Source organism: Streptomyces sp. NPDC053426 (assembly GCF_055585405.1).
Genome location: NZ_JBVJKE010000008.1, coordinates 121,671 through 138,827 on the forward strand (window position 1 = coordinate 121,671; position 17,157 = coordinate 138,827).

Genomic DNA, 17,157 nt, shown 5'->3' on the forward strand with positions numbered 1-17,157 from the left:
CTGCCCCGTCGAGAGGGGTGGGCGGCGAGGCGGGGGAACCGGCCTCGGTGACCCAGGGGGAGGGGGACACGTCCGATGACGACGCGCACGGCCGCGAAGACGCCCTCCGCCATCCTGTCCGAAACCCCGGCCTGGCGGATCACGTACGCCGAGATCGCCGCCCTCGCCCAGGTCAAGCGCCCGGTCCCCACCACCTGGGCCCGCCGCCACCCCGACTTCCCCGCGCCCGTCGCCCACGAGGACGGACGTCCGCTCTTCGACGCCCGTGCCGTCGTCGACTGGCTCGCCTCCACCGGCCGGGGCAACACCGACGCCCGCCGGCTCCGCGCGGAGCTCGCCCTGCACACCCTGGCCGCCTGGCGCACCCCGGCCCTGCCCGCGCCCGTCCTGATCGGCGCGCTGACCTCCCTGGTCTGCCTGCACCAGCAGCTCGACGCCCGCGTCGCGGACGGCCACTCCTGGAGCGCCCTCCTGGAACGGGCCGCCGACCTCGACCCCGACGACCGCTTCCTCCTCTCCGAGCTGCGGGCCCTGCCCGACCCGGAGCACACCGGCCCGGCCCTCGCCGTGCTCGCCGACGAGCTGATCGACGCCGCCTACAACCCCACCGAGGCCTTCGACTGGATCCTCCAGGCCCGCCACCGCCTCGGCTCCCACGATCCGGCAGCCGACGGGCCCACTCCGGCCGTGGTCCGCGCCCTCGCCGCGCTCTCCGGGGTCGACACCCTCGACGAGGGTTCGGTGATCGCCGTCCCGCACGCCTGCTCCGGCGACCTCCCGGCCGCCCTCCACGACCGTGCCGCCGAGGACTCCGGCCACGTCTACCTCGCCGCCGACCCCGACCCGGCCCGGGTGCGCCTGGTCCGCCGCCGGATGCTGGTCCGCGGGGTGTACGAGTTCCGGCTCGACGTCGTCGAGGGCGAGGAACTGACCGCCGACGAGTGGGGCGACCCGAACCTCCTCGTCTGCGCCCTGCCCTACGAGGCCGCCGAGACCCGCGAGGCGAAGGCGGTCCTGGAGCAGGTCGCCGCCCTCACCGACTACCTCGACACCGGAGCCACCGCCGTCGTCCTCGGTCCCGCGGACGTCCTCACCGGCCCGCTCGCCCGGCACGGCGACGCCGACCGCCTGCGCCGTTCCTTTCTGAAGCCCGGTTTGCTCAAGGCGGCGATCAGCCTTCCCGACGGCGCGTACGCCTACCGCCCCGGCTACCGCACGGCGGTCTGGGTCCTCGCCCGCGTCCCCGAGGAGCAGCGCACGGGTCTCGTCCTCCTCGCGGACTACTCCGCCCGGCCGCTGACCGATCCCGTCCTGGACACGCTCGCCGAGGACGTCTCCATCTGGCGTGCCTCGGGATGGACCTCCGACCGGCGCCACGAGCCACGTCATGCCGCGATCGTCCACGGCACCGACCTCGACGGCCGCCCCGGCACCGCGTTCGCTCCGCGGCACCGGACGCTCGCGTCCCGCCATACGCGGACGGTGGTGGAACGCCCGGCGGTCATCGCGGACCTGGAACGTCGGCTGAGTGAGCTCCACGAGCGTTCACGTACCGGCGAACTCCGGCTGAACGCCCGGGCGGAACCGCGCCCCGAGAACCAGCCGGCACGCCGTACCTCCGTCGGCCGCCTCCTGCGCGCCCGCCGCCTGCGCCGCCGCCCCGGCCACCGCTTCGACCCCGAACACCTCACCCCCGCGGGCCACTACACGGTCCTCACCCCCGAGGAGATCCTCGGCACCGCCCGCATCGGCGGCCGGCGCATCGACCGGGGCATCCTCCTCACGGCCTACGAGCACGCCCAGTTCACCGAACCCGGGGACCTTGTGGTCACCGCTCACCCGCGGTTCGGCGTGTACGTCGACACGGAGGGCATCTCGCTGGTCGCGGCGCCCGCTCGCATCCTGCGCGTCCACCCCGACGCCGACCCGCCTGTACGCCCCCGGGTGCTGGCGGCGCTGCTGCGCGCGGCGGCGGGGGAACACGCCCGCACCAGTGGTGCCGTGCGCGCGTCCCGCAGCATCGAGGACCTGGTGATCCCCGACCTGAGCAGTGCCGAGGCCGACCTGTACGAGGCCGTCCTCGCCGAGACGGAGAGACATGCGGCCCTGCTGCGCGAGCAGACGGCCGCGCTCGACGACCTGACCCGCCTGATGGCGGCAGGCATGGCCGACGGCACGCTCACCATCCAGCATCTCCCGCACACCGACGTCCACTGAAGGAGACGGTCCACCCGATGCCTCCCCGCACGAAGAAGCCCGCCGATCAGGCGGAGCTGTTCAGCGCCTCCACCGCCAAGGAGATCCAGGACATCCTCTGGAAGGCGGCCGACAAGCTCCGCGGCTCCATCGACGCCGCCCAGTACAAGGAGTTCGTCCTCGGCCTGATCTTCCTGAAGTACGTCTCGGACGCCTTCGACGAGCGCCGTACCGAGCTGGCCAAGGAGCTCATGGAGGAGGGCATCGCCGAGGACCGCCTCGACGACTTCCTGGAAGACCGCGACGAGTACACCGGCGCGCACGTCTTCTGGGTCCCGGAGACCGCCCGCTGGTCCTGGATCGCCACCCACGCCAAGGCCCAGGGCGTGGGCAAGCTCCTCGACGAGGCGATGGACGCCATCATGCGGGAGAACGCCCCCCTCACCGGCGTCCTCCCCAAGATCTTCAACCAGGACCGCGTCGACCAGAAGCGCCTGGGCGAACTCGTCGATCTCATCAGTGACGCACGGTTCGGCGGCAGCGGGGGGCGGCCGGCGCAGGATCTGCTGGGCGAGGTGTACGAGTACTTCCTGGGCAACTTCGCGCGGGCGGAGGGCAAACGGGGCGGGGAGTTCTACACGCCCAGCTCGGTCGTCCGGCTCATCGTGGAGATCCTGGAGCCGTACGAGGGGCGTGTGTACGACCCGGCGTGCGGGTCGGGCGGCATGTTCGTACAGGCCGCCAAGTTCATCGAGGCGCATCGGGGGCGCGGTCACAAGGCCGACATCTCCGTCTACGGCCAGGAGCTCAACGAGCGCACCTGGCGCCTGGCCAAGATGAACCTCGCCATCCACGGCATCGACGGCAACCTCGCCTCCCGCTGGGGCGACACCTTCGCCGACGACAAGCACCCGGATCTCAAGGCCGACTTCGTGATGGCCAACCCGCCTTTCAACATCAAGGACTGGGCGAGGGACGAGACCGATCCGCGCTGGAAGTACGGGGTCCCTCCGAAGAACAACGCCAACTACGCCTGGCTTCAGCACATGATTTCCAAGCTGGGGGAGAAGGGCACGGCCGGCATCGTATTGGCCAACGGGTCGATGAGCTCTCAGTCCAGCGGGGAGGGCGAGATCAGACAGGCCCTGATCGAGGCCGACCTGGTGGCGTGCATGGTGGCGCTGCCGCCCCAGCTGTTCCGCACCACCCCCATTCCGGCCTGCCTGTGGTTCCTGTCCAAGGACAAGTCCCCGCAGGGCGCGAAGCGCCTGGAGGACCGGCGGGGGAACATCCTCTTCATCGACGCGCGAGACACGGGCGAGATGGTCGACAAGACCGAGCGCATCCTGACGGACGCCGACCTCGCGAAGATCGCCGGCACCTACCACGCCTGGCGGGGCACGGCCTCGGCACGTGCGGAAGGTCTCACGTACGCGGATGAGCCGGGCTTCTGCTTCTCGGCCGACCTCGGGACGGTCCGTGAACAGGGCTACGCGCTGACACCGGGGCGGTACGTGGGGGCCGTCGAGACGGCGGAAGAGGACGCCGACGCGGTGGCGGAGCGAATCGCCGCACTGACGGACGAGCTGTACGAACTCTTCGGGAAGTCCGCGGAGCTGGAGAGAAGAGTTCGTGACGCAATGGGGGAAATCGCATGACGGTGTGGAAGAGCGCGACCATCGGTCAGGTGTCACTCGTGGTCACCAAGGGGACGACTCCCACCAGCGTCGGTCGCGGTTTCAAGCTGTCGGGAATTCCCTTCGTCAAGGTCGAGTCGATCAAGGGCAATGGTTTCATCGACCCGCGCAAGACGGCGTACATCGATGAGGAGACCCACGGTCAACTGAGTCGTTCCGCCCTCCAGGTCGACGACATCCTGTTCACCATCGCAGGCACCATCGGGCGGGTGGCGCAGGTGACCTCGCCCCTCGTGCCCGGTAACACGAACCAGGCCGTGGCGGTCATCAGGCCCGACCGCCGGGTGGTGGAACCGCGTTTCGCTCTCTACTGCCTTCGCGATGAGCGGCGGATCCAGCGGGCGCACTCGCGGGTCGTGCAGTCCGTTCAGGCCAACTTGAGCCTGAGTGAACTGAGATCGGTCGAGATCCCGTTGCCGCCGCTCCACGAGCAGAAGGCGATCTGCTCCGTTCTCGGCGCGCTGGACGACAAGATCGCCGTCAATGAGGGCATCGCCACCACGGCGGACGCTTTGAGTCGTGCTTTTCATCAGAGGGCGCTGATCGATTCGGTCGAAAAGCGTGTACGCATCGGAAAGATCGCCCAGATCGTGGTGGGTGGGACGCCCAGCAGGTCGAAGCCCGAGTACTGGACCGGTGGGACCGTCAACTGGATCAATTCCGGAAAGGCCAACGAGTTCCGTGTCATCGAGCCCAGCGAGACGATCACCGAAGAAGCCCTGGCCGCAAGCTCTGTGAAGATGATGCCGCCCGGAGCGACTCTGATCGGTATCACAGGTGCCACGATGGGAAAGATCTCCCGACTCGAGATCCCTGCCGGCGGAAGTCAGAACGTTGCCGGTGTCTGGTCCGACGACACCGCGCTCAATGACTGGCTGTTCCATGAAATCAGGGCGCGCGTCGCCGATTTGACGAAGCACGCCTCGGGCGGGGCCCAGCAGCACATCAACAAGCGCATCATCATGGAACTCGAGTGCGCCGTGCCCCGTCCCGAACGCCTCGCCGAATGGTCGGCCAGGACATCGCCGCTCGTGAAGCTGACTGCGGAGAGACTGGTGGAGAACCGTGTTCTCGGCACGCTCCGCGACACCCTCCTCCCTCAGCTCGTGTCCGGCCGCCTCCGGGTCAAGGACGCCGAGAAGATCGTCGAGGACGCCACGTGACGACGCACCACGACGCGAACGAGCCCTGCGACAGAACCCACCGCCGTCCCACCGAGGCCGACTGGGAGATCCTCGCCCTCGACGAACTGGCCGAGCTGGCCTGGCAGCCGGCCTCCGGCAACGCGTTCGCGCCCGGTTCCGATCACCGGAAGTCCTGGGACGACCTGATCCTCTACCCGGACCTCCGAGAGGCGATCGAGCGCCTGAACCCGAACCTGCCCCCGGACGCCGTCCGCGAGGCCGTGGCGACCGCCGCCACCCCCGGCTCCCAGGACACCTACGAGGAGAACCGGGCCGCCCACCGCCACCTCACCACCGGCATACGCTCGGTCACCTACACCGACTCCTTCGGCGCCGAGCACAACCCCACCATCCGCCTCCTCGACCTGGCCGACCCGGACGCGAATACCTACCGCGCCCTCAACCAGGTCACGGTGATCGACGGCGACAGGAACCGCCGCTTCGACGTCATCCTGTACGTCAACGGCCTGCCCCTCGCCGCCATCGAGCTGAAGCGCGCCGGCGACGAGGACGCGACGCTCCAGACGGCCCACGCCCAGGTGGCCCGGTACGTCCAGGAGTTCCCGACCGCCTTCCGCCACAACACCGTCGTCCTGCTCTCCGACGGCATCACCGCCAAGTACGGCACCCCGTTCACCCCGTACGAGCACTTCGCCCCGTGGAACACGGACGAGTTCGGCGCCCGCGTCGACCCGCTGACCGCCGACGGCTTCTCGGAGTCGGGGCAGAACCTGGCGCTGCACGGCCTGTTCACCCGGTCCCGCTTCCTCGAACTGATCCAGTCCTTCATCAACTTCGTCCCGTCGAAGCGGATGAAGCGCATCGCGAAGCCGCACCAGTACCACGCGGTCACCCGCGCCGCCGACGCCGTCCGCACGGCCTCGGCGAGCGACGGCAAGGCCGGCGTCGTCTGGCACACCCAGGGGTCCGGCAAGTCGGAGGAGATGGTCCTCACCACGGCCCTGGTGATGCGGGACCCGGCCCTGCTGAACCCCACCGTCGTGGTCGTCACCGACCGCACGGACCTCGACGACCAGCTCTGCTCGACGTTCCAGGAGAGCGAGATCCTCCCGGAGTCACCGAAGCAGGTCGTCACCCGCGCCGAACTCCGGGAGGAGCTCGCGGCGAAGAGGACGGGAGGGATCCTCTTCACCACGCTCCAGAAGTTCGGCAAGACCAAGGAGGAGCGGGAGGCGGGCACCGACCACCCGATGCTCTCCGACCGCCGGAACGTCGTCGTGATCGTCGACGAGGCGCACCGCAGCCACTACGACGACCTCAAGGGCTTCGCCCGCCACCTGCGCGACGCGCTCCCGCACGCCACGCTGCTCGCCTTCACCGGCACGCCGATCTCGGAGGCCGACCGCGACACCCGCGAGGTGTTCGGCGACTACATCGACGTCTACGACCTCAAGCGGGCCGCCGACGACGGCGCGACCGTGAAGGTCTACCACGAGAGTCGCGTGATCCAGCTCGTCCTGGACCGCGACGTCGACCCGACCACCATCGACGCGGAGGCCGACCGGATCACCGAGGGCCTCGACGACACCGAGCGCCGTCTCGTCGAGAAGGCCGTGGCGACGATGAACGCCATGTACGGCGCGCCGGCCCGCATACGCGACCTCGCGGCCGACCTGGTGGAGCACTGGGAGGCCCGCCGGGAGCGGATGGAGCCGTTCGTCGGCGCCTCCGGGTCGGGCGGGGCGCCCGGCAAGGCGATGGTGGTGTGCGCGACCCGCGAGATCTGCGTACGCGTCTACGACGCGCTGCGCGAGCTGCGGGAAGAGTGGCACAGCGACGAGTTCGACAAGGGCGTCATGAAGATCGTCTTCTCCTCGAACTCCCGCAAGGACTCGGACGGACTGCTCGCCCACGCGCTGACCGACAGCCGCCGCAAGGCCGTCATCAACCGGGCCAAGGACCCCGACGACGAGCTGGAACTGCTCATCGTCAACAACATGCTGCTGACCGGCTTCGACGCTCCGCCGATCCACACCATGTACCTGGACCGGCCGCTCAAGGGCGCCAACCTGATGCAGGCCCTGGCCCGCGTCAACCGCCGTTTCCGCGGCAAGGAGGACGGCCTCCTCGTCGGCTACGCCCCGCTGACGGAGAACCTCCAGCGGGCCATCGCCGAGTACACCGAGGCCGACCGGCGCGACCGCACCCTCGGCCAGGACGTCGAGCGCGCGCTGGACGAACTGCGCAACGAGTACGACATCCTCACCGGCATCCTCCGCGGCTTCGAGTGGGAACCCCTGCTCGACCGCCCCGGCCCCCGTGCCTTCGTCGACGCGGCCCTGAAGACCGCGAACCACCTGCGCGACCCCCGCACCAAGGGCAACGACCCCGACCTGCTCGACGACCCGCGCCAGACCCCGGGCCGCCGCTTCCGCGACCACGCCTACCGGCTGGAGCGCTTCTGGGCGCTGGCGGGCAGCTCGAAGGAGGTGGGGGACCGGTTCGCGGACACGCCGGCCTGGAAGCGGCACATCCAGTTCTTCGTCGAGGTCCGCGCCTACATGGCCAAGCTGGACGCCATGGAGCGCGAGGCACGCGGCCTCCCCGTGGCCCGCGACGTCGAGCTGTACCTCTCCCAGCTGACGTCGTCCGTCGTGGAGACGGGCGGAGTGACGGACCTGTTCGCCGAGGCCGGCCTGGAGACCGCCGACCTCACCCACCTCACCGACGCACTCGTCGCCCAGCTCCAGCAGAGCGACACCCCGCACCTGGCGGCCGAGGCGCTGCGACGGCTCGTCGAGCGGAAGATGCGCGAGGTCACCCGGCACAACATCGTCCGGCAGACGACGTTCTCCGAGCGCCTCCAGGACCTGATGGTGCGCTACATGCGCCAGCAGTACACCAGCGCCGAACTCATCGCCAAGCTGGTCGAGATGGCCAAGGACGTCATGGCCGACGCCAACCGGGGCGAGAAGTTCGACCCGCCCCTGAACTGGCGGGAGCTCGCCTTCTACGACGCCGTCGCCGACCACGGCACGGCCCGCTCCCTGATGGGCGACGAGGTCCTGGCGGGCATCGCCCGCGAACTGGTCGCCGAGGTCCGCCGCCGGCTCAAGCCCGACTGGATCGCCCGCGAGTCCGTCCGCGCCCGCCTGCGCAGCACCATCAAGCGCCTCCTGGCCCGCAACAACTACCCGCCGGACCAGCAGAAGGAGGCCATCGACCTGGTCCTCCGCCAGATGGAGCACTTCGCCAACGAGTGGTCCACCAACGGAGAGACCGACAGCTGAGCTGTCCTCACCGACTCACCGAAACTCTGGAGACATACGGGGAGGTAGTTCCTCCCGGAAGGTCAGGTTTATTTCATGGCGGGTAAAGAGATGGAAGACCCGGGGTCGCATTTCTCCACAGTGCTGGTCGCTGCGGCGAAACTTCCGGGCGTGCGTATCGACAGGGAGACGTACCTTCGGAAGGCGCTGTCCCGCCACTGCTCCGAAGAACAGATCAAAGAAGCGATCGATGAGACGCCGGCGGCGGCGGGTATCCCCCTCGACATTCTGGAGAAGGCTGCCAACGACTCCATCAAGTACGAGACCGCCAAGGTCAGCGCGGCTTCCGCGGCTGCCGGACTGCCTGGCCTGATTTTCCTTCCCGCCACGGTTCCCGCCGACTTGGCGCAGTACATGGGCCACATGCTGCGCATCGCGCAGAAGCTCGCCTACCTCTACAGCTGGCCCGACCTGTTCTCCGGAGACGGCGACGACATGGACGACGCGACCGAGGGAGTGCTCACACTCTTCGTCGGCGTGATGTTCGGCGCCCATTCGGCGAACACCGCTGTCGGGAAGGTCGCGGAGGCGATGTCGAAGCAGGTCGCCAAGAAGCTTCCCCAGAAGGCACTCACGAAGGGCTTCGTCTATCCCCTCGTGAAGAAGGTCGCGGGTCACCTGGGTAAGGAGATGACGAAGCAGACCTTCGCAAGGGCCGTCTCCAAGGCAGTTCCCGTCGTCGGCGCCGTCGTTTCCGGCGGGCTCACGTTCGCGACCTTCCGCCCCATGGCGAAGAAGTTGAAGAACCACCTCTCCGGACTGGACATGACGAAACCCGCCCTGCGGGTCGAGGACGTCGAGGTCGTGCGAGACCACGAGCCCTCCGCCACGGACTACGTCGAACAGTCCGACGGGGACGACGCCGCATCCGGGTAGAGAGCCCTCGGCTGACGCATCCGGGTTCCTCGTGAGCCCGGATGCGTCAGCTGCGGCCCGGCCTCAGACGCGCCGTCCGGGGGCAACCGGGTCCTCGTCACTCCCGCGCGATCAGGAACACCTGGTCGTCACCGTCGTGTTCCGCGCAGCGCTCCGCCATCACCGCCGCGCCCGCCTCCTTTGCACCCCCGCGGACGCCCACGCACAGCCCGTCGTCCCGCGCCGAGCGCAGCCGCCACCGGTCGGCACCGTCCGCCCGTTCGAGGCGGAACCACTGGGAGTCGCCGCCCGCCCGGCAGTCCTCCCAGGGTTCGAGCGTGTTCCGGAACGCGCCGTCGCCCAGGACGGTGAGGCAGCCGGTGCCGTGCTCCGGGTGGCGGAACTGGATCTGGTAGCGGCCGTCATCCGCCCGCTGGAGGTACACGCGCGGAGGAACGGCCTCCGTGCAGGGCCGCTGCACCGCGAGGAGTTTGGACTCGCCGTTCACGCGGACGTCCCCGTCGGTCAGGCACAACTCGGGTGCGCGCGCCGGGCGGATGCGCGAGTAGCTCGAAGTCGTGGGGGTGGCGGTCGACTTCGTGTTCTCGTTCCCTTCGTCCTGCGGCAGCAGCACCACCGCGCCGACGGCGAGCAGGACGACCGTGCCGAGTGAGGCCAGCGCGGCGGTCATGGCGGTCCTGCCGCGGCGGGGGTCCGACGGCTCCGGTGGCCCGGCCGGGGGCTCCGGCTCCTGATCCGCCGGTCCGTCCAGGGGTTTCGACTCCTGATCCGTACCGTCGGTCACAGGGTCCTCCCCGGCCGCGAGCCGCTCCCTGGCCGTGAGCCACTCCGGTACGTCCTCCCCGGCACCGCACGCCCGGACCAGCGCCGCGACCACCTCCGCGCGTGGCAGCGCGTCCCGCCGCAGGGCGTCCGCCAGGGTGCTGCGGGCCAGTACCTCGCCGCGTTCCGCGGCCCGCTGCTCCAGTTGACGGAAGGTCAGACCGCTGTGCTCCTTGAGCTTCCGCAGCAGGGAGACGTACTCGCGCGCCGTCCGCGCCTCTGCGGGGTCCACGCCCCCCGAGACCATCATGCGGTCATTCTCGCCACACCCGCCACAGCGGGCAACCGGTGTCCGGCGGTTGTCGGACAGCCCGGCCGCACCGTCCGCGCACGCCGTTGACCAGGCCGGACAGGCTCCGTCTGTCCCGGACACCGCAAACCGTTGCCGGACAAGATCCTTCCGTCAAGACTCCGGTGCTGCCGCCGCGTTCCGGACCCACGGGGGTGGACCGGACGCGGCGCGGTCACCGCCCCCCCACTGCAGAAGGAGCCGTCCCCATGCCCACGCGCGGTCTGCGCACCCGTATCGCCCCGCTCGCCGTCGTCACCGCTCTCGTCGGCGGCCTGGTCGCCACCACGACCGCGGCCGCCCCGGACGCCCGTGCGGCGGGCGGCGGTTACTACCTGTACTTCAAGAAGAACACGTCCGACCCGATCAACTCCAAGCTCTACCTGATGAAGAGCGTGGCCGGCGCCAAGGACGAGGTCGTCGCCAAGTACCGCGCCGGCTCCGGCAACGGCAGCCAGAACGAGTGCGCCACCAACAAGGGATGGCTCCCCGGGACCAACACGAAGAACGGCAAGTACAAGATCGAGTTCCACCGTACGAACTTCGACGGCATCATCAACGGCCACGTCATCAAGCTGTCCGACAAGAAGTGCGCCAAGGGCACCAAGCGCACCGAGCTGTTCGTGCACAGCGAGATGAAGCCGAACGGCAAGCAGGGCACCATCGAGTCCGAGCGCTGGGACGGCACGCGCGACTACTACTCCAACGGCTGCGTCAAGCTGAAGCCGTCCGACATCAAGGACCTCTTCGCCAAGGCCGGGCGCTACGGCTGGCCGAAGACGCTGTACGTCGTCAAGTAGGCCGCGCGGGAGCCCCCCACCGGTGGCAGGCGGGAGTCCGCGCGTCAGCGCGGGCTCTCCACCACCGCGAACCGTGCCCCCTCCGGGTCCGTCACCGTGGCGACGCGGCCGTGGGGGCCGTCGTGGGGCGGGGTGAGGAGCCGGCCGCCCAGGCGGAGGACCCGCTCCACCGCGTCGTCGGCGCCGGCGACGGTGAAGTACGTCGTCCAGTGCGGGCCCCGGTCCCGGAGAGGGGCCCTGCCCACGCCGCGGACGCCGGCCACCGGGCGGCCGTTCAGGCGCAGGGTGACATGGTCGGGGTCGGCGGGGAGCGCCGGCTCCTCGTCGTAGCCGAACACGGTCTCGTAGAACTTGGCGGTACGGGCCGACTCGAAGGTCGTCAGTTCGTTCCAGGCGGGGGTGCCGGGCACCCCGGAGACGGCGGTGCCCGGGCTCGCGGCCGCCTGCCAGACGCCGAAGACGGCACCGCCGGGGTCGGAGCCGATCGCCAGCCGGCCGGCGTCGGCGGCGTCCAGCGGGCCCACCCCGACGGTGCCGCCGCACGACCGCACCACGTCCGCCGTCAGGTCCACGTCGTCCGAGGCGAAGTACGGCGTCCAGGCGACCGGCAGCTCACGGTCCGGCGGCAGCACCCCCATGCCGGCCACCTCACGGCCGTCGAGCAGGGCCCGCACATACGGGCCGAGCTGCTGGGGGCCGGGGTGGAACTCCCAGCCGAACAGCGCCCCGTAGAACTCCTCGGTCGCCTCCAGGCCGTGCACCGTCAGGCTCACCCAGCAGGGTGTGCCGGGTGTGTGCCGAGCGGGCGCCCCGCCGTTCGGGCGGGCGTTCCCCCGTGCGTCGGTCATCGTCACTCTCTTCTCGGCCGCGTGTGCCGGCCGTTGTCCTCTCGGGTCCCGGCGGATCGTTCCCGCGCCGCTGTCGACACAGTACGTGCCCGATCCGGTACGCCTCGTGACCGGTCCTGTCCGGCCGAGCAGAGTAGCCGGACGCGGGCGGCTCGGCCACCCCGTGCGCGAGGATGGTGGCCATGAACGCCATCATCTCCGCATCCGACCTCGCGGGCGCGCTCGCGGGCGCCAACCCGCCGGTGCTGCTCGACGTCCGCTGGCAGCTCAGCTTGGCCACGGCGGCCGGTGAGCCGCCGTTCGACGGACGGGCCGCGTACGGGGCCGGGCACATCCCCGGCGCCGTCTTCGTCGACCTGGACCGGGAACTGGCTTCCGCTCCGGGCGGGCACGGCCGCCATCCGCTGCCGGACCTCGCGGTGTTCGGCGCCGCGATGCGGCGGGCGGGCGTGTCGTCCGGGACGCCGGTGGTCGTGTACGACGGGGGCCTGGGCTGGGGCGCCGCCCGCGCGTGGTGGCTGCTGCGCTGGACGGGTCACCCGGACGTGCGAGTCCTCGACGGCGGGTTGCCCTCCTGGGAGGGGCCGTTGGAGACGTCGGTGCCGCAGCCGGCCGAGGGGGACTTCGTGCCGGTGCCGGGGGCGGACGGGCTGCTCGACGCCGACGGCGCGGCGGCGCTGGCGCGTTCGGGGGTGCTGCTGGACGCCCGCGCGGGGGAGCGGTACCGCGGTGAGGTGGAGCCGATCGACCGGGTGGGCGGGCACATTCCCGGCGCGGTCTCGGCGCCCACGACGGAGAACGTCGGCGCCGACGGCCGTTTCCTGCCCGCCGGGGAACTGGGCGCCCGCTTCGAGGAACTGGGCGTGTCCCAGGGGGCACCGGTCGGCGTGTACTGCGGCTCGGGTGTCTCCGGCGCGCACGAGGTGCTGGCGCTGGCGGTCGCGGGCATCCCGGCGGCGCTGTACGTCGGTTCCTGGTCGGAGTGGTCGTCCGACCCGGAGCGGCCGGTCGCGGTGGGTCCGGACCCGCAGTAGAGCGGTAGAGCAATGGACCGGAGTCGGAGTCCGGAGTCCGGACGACGCGGGTCTTCGGCCCCGGGCTGTGAGGGGGGCGGGCTGTGATGGGGGCGGGTCTCCCGGCGGAACGACCCGCCGACGGCGGGTCGTTCCGCCGGGAGACCCGCCCCCATCGGCGTCTTGCCGCTGGGGGCGGCCAACGGTGTCCGTGCCGTCAACCGGCCGCGGACACGGACCGCCCGAACGAGCTACTCCTGCTTCTTCCGCCGCGTCCCGAACACGATCTCGTCCCAGCTCGGCACCGCCGCGCGGCGCCCCGGACGGACGCCGTCCGCCTCGGCCTGACGGTCGGTCGAGCCGATGAGCCGGTCCCGGTGGCTGCTGACGGAACGCGGCATGAGGACGTCCGCGTACGCGGCCCCGGCCGAGGCCGCGGGGGCCGGCGGCTCCTCCGCCTCGGGCTCGGGGTCCGGCTCCTCGACAGGGGTCTCGGGCGCGCGCTCCGGCACGACCAGGTCGCCCCGGAAGCTCGGGACCGCCTCCAGCAGGCTGGTCAGCGAGTCCCGTTCGCCCGAGGCCGTGGCCGTCAGGGACTCCTCGTCGGGCTCGGACGCCTGCGCGGGCAGGCTCGGGCGCTCGCGGTCGCCGGGACGGTCGAGCGGGCGGTCCCGCGGCAGCCGGGCGATGCGCGGCACGAAGGGGAAGCTGGGCTCGGGCGCGGCGAGGTCGTCGGACTCGCCGATCAGCGAGCGCGCCTCGTCGTCGACGGCCTGGACGAGCCGCCGGGGCGGGTCGTACGTCCAGCTCGCCGAGTGCGGCTCGCCCGCGACCCGGTAGACCAGCAGCACCTCCCAGGTGCCGTCGTCGCGGCGCCAGGAGTCCCACTGGACGGTGTCCTTCTCGGCGCCGCGCAGCAGCAGCCGCTCCTGTACCGCCTCGCCCAGCGGGGGACCGGAGTTCTCACCGGGGCGGCGGACGGGGGTCTTGCGGGCGCGCTCGGCCATGAACGCGCGCTCGGCGAGGACGGGGCCCTCGAAGCGGCGTACGCGGTCCACGGGGATGCCGGCCATCTGCGCGACCTCTTCCGCGGTCGCGCCCGCTCTTATGCGCGCCTGGATGTCGCGGGGGCGGAGATGGCTCTCCACCTCGATCTCGATCTGGCCGAGGCGGGGACGGTCGCCGCGCACGGCGGCCCGGAGCCGTTCGTCGATCGGAAGGGTGTACTCCGTGCTGTCCGCAGCCTTCAGCACCAGCCGTGTGCCGTCATTCGAGACGGCCACGACACGCAGTTCGGGCATGGGGACCTCCCGGGTGGTGCCTGCCGACGTCACGTGCGTCGCTGCTTCCGCTAGTCGAGTGTGGCCTGCCCGGGTGCAGCCTGCCACAACCTTGCCTATTTGCCCGGCGTGTCGGGCGCGGGCCCTGGATCGCCGTTATGGCACGGTTACCTATTCGCAACGCTAAGTGACCAACTGCGTCACCCTGTGCAACTAGCCCCCTCCCGGCGGTCCTTCGCGGTTCCGGGCACCCTGACGGGCGACCGGGCCCAAGGCTGGCAAGAGTACTCCATTTGGGCCACGTGCGTGGATTGGCACGCCGCGCAACGAATCCTCTATGACCCCAGGACCCTCCGCAAGTAGTCGTTCCGGAACCGGCGTTCCGGGTCGAGCCGGTCCCGCAGCGCCGTGAATTCCTCGAAGCGCGGATACACCCGTGAGAGGTAATCGGCGTCGCGTGTGTGGATCTTCCCCCAGTGGGGCCGCCCCTCGTGGGCGGTGAAGATGCGCTCGGCCGCGGTGAAATACCCCTGATAGGGGGTGCCCTTGAACATGTGGACGGCGATGTAGGCGCTGTCCCGGCCGGACGCGGTGGACAGCGTGATGTCGTCGGCCGGCGCGGTGCGCACCTCGACGGGGAAGCTGACCCGCAGCCGAGAGCGGTCGACCATCGCCTTCAGTTCCCGCAGCGTCTCCACCAGGGCCGCGCGCGGAACGGCGTACTCCATCTCCACGAAGCGCACCCGGCGAGGCGAGGTGAAGACCTTGTACGGGATGTCGGTGTAGGTCCGCGCGGAGAGCGCCCTGCTGGAGATCCGCGCGATGGCCGGAATGGTCGCGGGCGCCGCGCGGCCGACCCAGTTGGCCGCCTGGAAGACCCCGTTGGAGAGGAACTCGTCCTCGAACCAGCCCTTGAGCCGCGGTACCGGACGTTCCGGACCCGCGCTGCGGTTGTTGCGTTTGGTGTTGGTGTTGCCGGTATGCGGGAACCAGTAGAACTCGAAGTGCTCGTTCTCGGCGTGCAACTGGTCGAACTCGGCGCAGACCCGGTCGAAGGGCATCGGTTCCTCGCGGGCCGTGAGCAGGAAGACCGGCTCCACGGCGAAGGTGATCGCGGTGACGATGCCGAGGGCGCCGAGTCCGATCCGGGCGGCGGCGAAGACGTCCGGGTTCTCCTTCTCGGAGCAGGTGAGCACCGAACCGTCGGCGGTGACCAGCTCGAGACCCCGGATCTGGGCGGCGATGGAGGCGGAGTCGCGGCCCGTGCCGTGGGTGCCCGTACCGGTGGCCCCGGAGACCGTCTGCTCCATGATGTCGCCCATGTTGGTCAGCGACAGGCCCTCCCGCGCGAGGGCCGTGTTCAGCCGCTTGAGCGGGGTGCCGGCCTCCACCGTGACCGTGCCGGCCGCGCGGTCGATGTGACGTATGCCCGTCAGCAGATGAGGGCGGATCAGCAGGCCGTCGGTGGCGGCTATGGAGGTGAACGAGTGGCCGGTGCCGACCGCCTTCACCGGCATGCCGTCCTCGGCGGCCCGGTGCACGGCGGCGACCAGCTCCTCGACGGAGGCGGGCGAGGTCTCCCGCGCGGGGCGGACGGAGACGTTGCCGCCCCAGTTACGCCATGTGCCGTTCCCCGTGCTCGCTGTGCTGCCCAACGGAGCCTCCCCGACCCGGAGCCGGCCGCTTGAGCCGGCGGTACCCGAGGAAACCGACCGCGACCGCGACGGCCCCGGCCACGGCCGGAACCCCGTACCCGGCACGCGCCCCGGCCGCGTCGATCACCCAGCCGGCCACGGAGGAGCCGAGCGCGACCCCGACCGCGAGCCCGGTGCTCACCCAGGTCATGCCCTCGGTGAGCTGCGCGCGTGGTACGTGCTCTTCGATGAGGGACATCGTCGTGATCATCGTCGGAGCGATGGACAGACCCGCAACGAACAGCGCCACGGCCAGAAACGGCAGGTTCCCGACCAGTAGGAGTGGGATCATACTCACGGCCATGGCGCAGACGCCCAGCAGCCAGCGACGTTCCGGCGCCCCCGCGAAGTGCAGCAGCCCGAACACGGCGCCCGCCACGCAGGAGCCCAGCGCGTACACGGCGAGCACCACGCTCGCGGCGGCCTTGTGCCCCTCCTCCTCGGCGAAGGCCACGGTGACCACGTCCACGGCACCGAAGATCGCCCCCGTCGCCACGAACGTCGCCACCAGGACCTGGAGGCCCGGGGCGCGCAGCGCCGTGCCGCCGCCGTCCTCGTGCTCGCGCGGGTGCGGCTCGGGCTCGGTGGCGCGCTGCGCGGTCAGCCAGAAGACGCCGGCCGCCAGGAAGCAGGCCGCGAGCAGCGGGCCGGCCTCCGGGAACCAGGCCGTGGACAGTCCGATGGAGATGATCGGCCCGAAGACGAAGCACATCTCGTCCACCACGGACTCGAACGAGTACGCGGTGTGCAGCTTCGGGGTGCCCCGGTACAGGGCGGCCCAGCGGGCCCGGATCATCGAGCCGACGCTCGGCACGCAGCCGATGCCGACGCACGCGGCGAACAGCACCCACTCCGGCCAGCCGTAGTGCGCGGCGAACAGCAGCACGGCCGCCGCGGTGAGCGAGACCAGCGTCGCGGGGCGCAGCACCCGCCGCTGCCCGTACTGGTCCACCAGGCGCGAGACCTGCGGGCCCGCCACGGCGGCGGCCAGCGCGATGGTCGCCGACAGCGCGCCGGCCAGTCCGTACCGGCCGGTGAGCTGGGAGACCATCGTCACCACGCCGATGCCCATCATGGACAGCGGCATCCGGCCGAGGAACCCCGCGGCGGAGAAGGCCTTGCTGCCGGGGGCGGCGAACAGGGCGCGATAGGGGCTGGGCACGGGATC

12 protein-coding genes are annotated in these 17,157 nt (G+C 70.9%); 7 read left to right on the forward strand and 5 right to left on the reverse strand.

Annotation, left to right across the window (positions count from 1 at the left end):
* Window positions 1-75 precede the first annotated feature (75 nt).
* From ACZ62B_RS18180 to ACZ62B_RS18200, 5 genes are all read left to right on the forward strand, one after another.
* Window positions 76-2,217, forward strand: coding sequence for a hypothetical protein (locus ACZ62B_RS18180; RefSeq protein ID WP_468723152.1), 2,142 nt, complete (start codon window positions 76-78; stop codon window positions 2,215-2,217).
* 17 nt (window positions 2,218-2,234) lie between these two features.
* On the forward strand, window positions 2,235-3,854 hold the full coding sequence (locus tag ACZ62B_RS18185; protein ID WP_468723154.1) for a class I SAM-dependent DNA methyltransferase: 1,620 nt from the start codon (window positions 2,235-2,237) through the stop codon (window positions 3,852-3,854).
* On the forward strand, window positions 3,851-5,056 hold the full coding sequence (locus ACZ62B_RS18190; RefSeq protein WP_344566973.1) for a restriction endonuclease subunit S: 1,206 nt from the start codon (window positions 3,851-3,853) through the stop codon (window positions 5,054-5,056). Before ACZ62B_RS18185 ends, ACZ62B_RS18190 begins: the two co-directional genes overlap by 4 nt.
* Window positions 5,053-8,328, forward strand: a complete 3,276-nt coding sequence (locus ACZ62B_RS18195) for a type I restriction endonuclease subunit R (RefSeq protein ID WP_344566971.1) — start codon at window positions 5,053-5,055, stop codon at window positions 8,326-8,328. Before ACZ62B_RS18190 ends, ACZ62B_RS18195 begins: the two co-directional genes overlap by 4 nt.
* A 75-nt stretch (window positions 8,329-8,403) precedes the next feature.
* On the forward strand, window positions 8,404-9,243 hold the full coding sequence (locus ACZ62B_RS18200; protein ID WP_468886712.1) for a hypothetical protein: 840 nt from the start codon (window positions 8,404-8,406) through the stop codon (window positions 9,241-9,243).
* Window positions 9,244-9,340: 97 nt separating this feature from the next.
* Here ACZ62B_RS18200 and ACZ62B_RS18205 read toward each other — a convergent pair whose 3' ends face one another.
* Window positions 9,341-10,315, reverse strand: coding sequence for an RICIN domain-containing protein (locus ACZ62B_RS18205; RefSeq protein ID WP_469691078.1), 975 nt, complete (start codon window positions 10,313-10,315; stop codon window positions 9,341-9,343).
* Between the two features lie 248 nt (window positions 10,316-10,563).
* Here ACZ62B_RS18205 and ACZ62B_RS18210 point away from each other — a divergent pair, with 248 nt between their 5' ends.
* A complete protein-coding gene (locus ACZ62B_RS18210) occupies window positions 10,564-11,154 on the forward strand; it encodes a L,D-transpeptidase family protein (RefSeq protein ID WP_469691080.1) in 591 nt (196 codons plus the stop codon).
* A gap of 44 nt (window positions 11,155-11,198) precedes the next feature.
* On the opposite strand, the gene ACZ62B_RS18215 is transcribed toward ACZ62B_RS18210, so the two are convergent.
* Window positions 11,199-12,002, reverse strand: a complete 804-nt coding sequence (locus ACZ62B_RS18215; RefSeq protein ID WP_344566957.1) for a VOC family protein — start codon at window positions 12,000-12,002, stop codon at window positions 11,199-11,201.
* A 182-nt stretch (window positions 12,003-12,184) separates the two neighbouring features.
* On the opposite strand from ACZ62B_RS18215, the gene ACZ62B_RS18220 reads away from it, so the two are divergent.
* Complete coding sequence (locus tag ACZ62B_RS18220) at window positions 12,185-13,036, forward strand: sulfurtransferase (RefSeq protein ID WP_344566955.1); 852 nt, start codon at window positions 12,185-12,187, stop codon at window positions 13,034-13,036.
* 230 nt (window positions 13,037-13,266) lie between these two features.
* Here ACZ62B_RS18220 and sepH read toward each other — a convergent pair whose 3' ends face one another.
* The 3 genes from sepH to ACZ62B_RS18235 form a co-directional block, all read right to left on the reverse strand.
* A complete protein-coding gene (gene sepH / locus ACZ62B_RS18225) occupies window positions 13,267-14,316 on the reverse strand; it encodes a septation protein SepH (RefSeq protein WP_344556664.1) in 1,050 nt (349 codons plus the stop codon).
* Window positions 14,317-14,630: 314 nt separating this feature from the next.
* Window positions 14,631-15,950, reverse strand: coding sequence for a D-arabinono-1,4-lactone oxidase (locus tag ACZ62B_RS18230; protein ID WP_468721688.1), 1,320 nt, complete (start codon window positions 15,948-15,950; stop codon window positions 14,631-14,633).
* Window positions 15,910-17,151 (reverse strand): MFS transporter, encoded by a 1,242-nt coding sequence (locus tag ACZ62B_RS18235; RefSeq protein ID WP_344556668.1) that lies wholly within the window; start codon window positions 17,149-17,151, stop codon window positions 15,910-15,912. Before ACZ62B_RS18235 ends, ACZ62B_RS18230 begins: the two co-directional genes overlap by 41 nt.
* Window positions 17,152-17,157 lie beyond the last annotated feature (6 nt).

Excerpts from the sequence above, each read along its gene's own strand:
- ACZ62B_RS18180 (WP_468723152.1), top strand. The coding sequence starts at position 76 with ATGACGACGCGCACGGCCGCGAAGACGCCCTCCGCCATCCTGTCCGAA.
- ACZ62B_RS18185 (WP_468723154.1), top strand. The coding sequence starts at position 2,235 with ATGCCTCCCCGCACGAAGAAGCCCGCCGATCAGGCGGAGCTGTTCAGC.
- ACZ62B_RS18190 (WP_344566973.1), top strand. The coding sequence starts at position 3,851 with ATGACGGTGTGGAAGAGCGCGACCATCGGTCAGGTGTCACTCGTGGTC.
- ACZ62B_RS18200 (WP_468886712.1), top strand. The coding sequence starts at position 8,404 with ATGGCGGGTAAAGAGATGGAAGACCCGGGGTCGCATTTCTCCACAGTG.
- ACZ62B_RS18205 (WP_469691078.1), bottom strand. The coding sequence starts at position 10,315 with ATGATGGTCTCGGGGGGCGTGGACCCCGCAGAGGCGCGGACGGCGCGC.
- ACZ62B_RS18210 (WP_469691080.1), top strand. The coding sequence starts at position 10,564 with ATGCCCACGCGCGGTCTGCGCACCCGTATCGCCCCGCTCGCCGTCGTC.
- ACZ62B_RS18215 (WP_344566957.1), bottom strand. The coding sequence starts at position 12,002 with ATGACCGACGCACGGGGGAACGCCCGCCCGAACGGCGGGGCGCCCGCT.
- ACZ62B_RS18220 (WP_344566955.1), top strand. The coding sequence starts at position 12,185 with ATGAACGCCATCATCTCCGCATCCGACCTCGCGGGCGCGCTCGCGGGC.
- sepH (WP_344556664.1), bottom strand. The coding sequence starts at position 14,316 with ATGCCCGAACTGCGTGTCGTGGCCGTCTCGAATGACGGCACACGGCTG.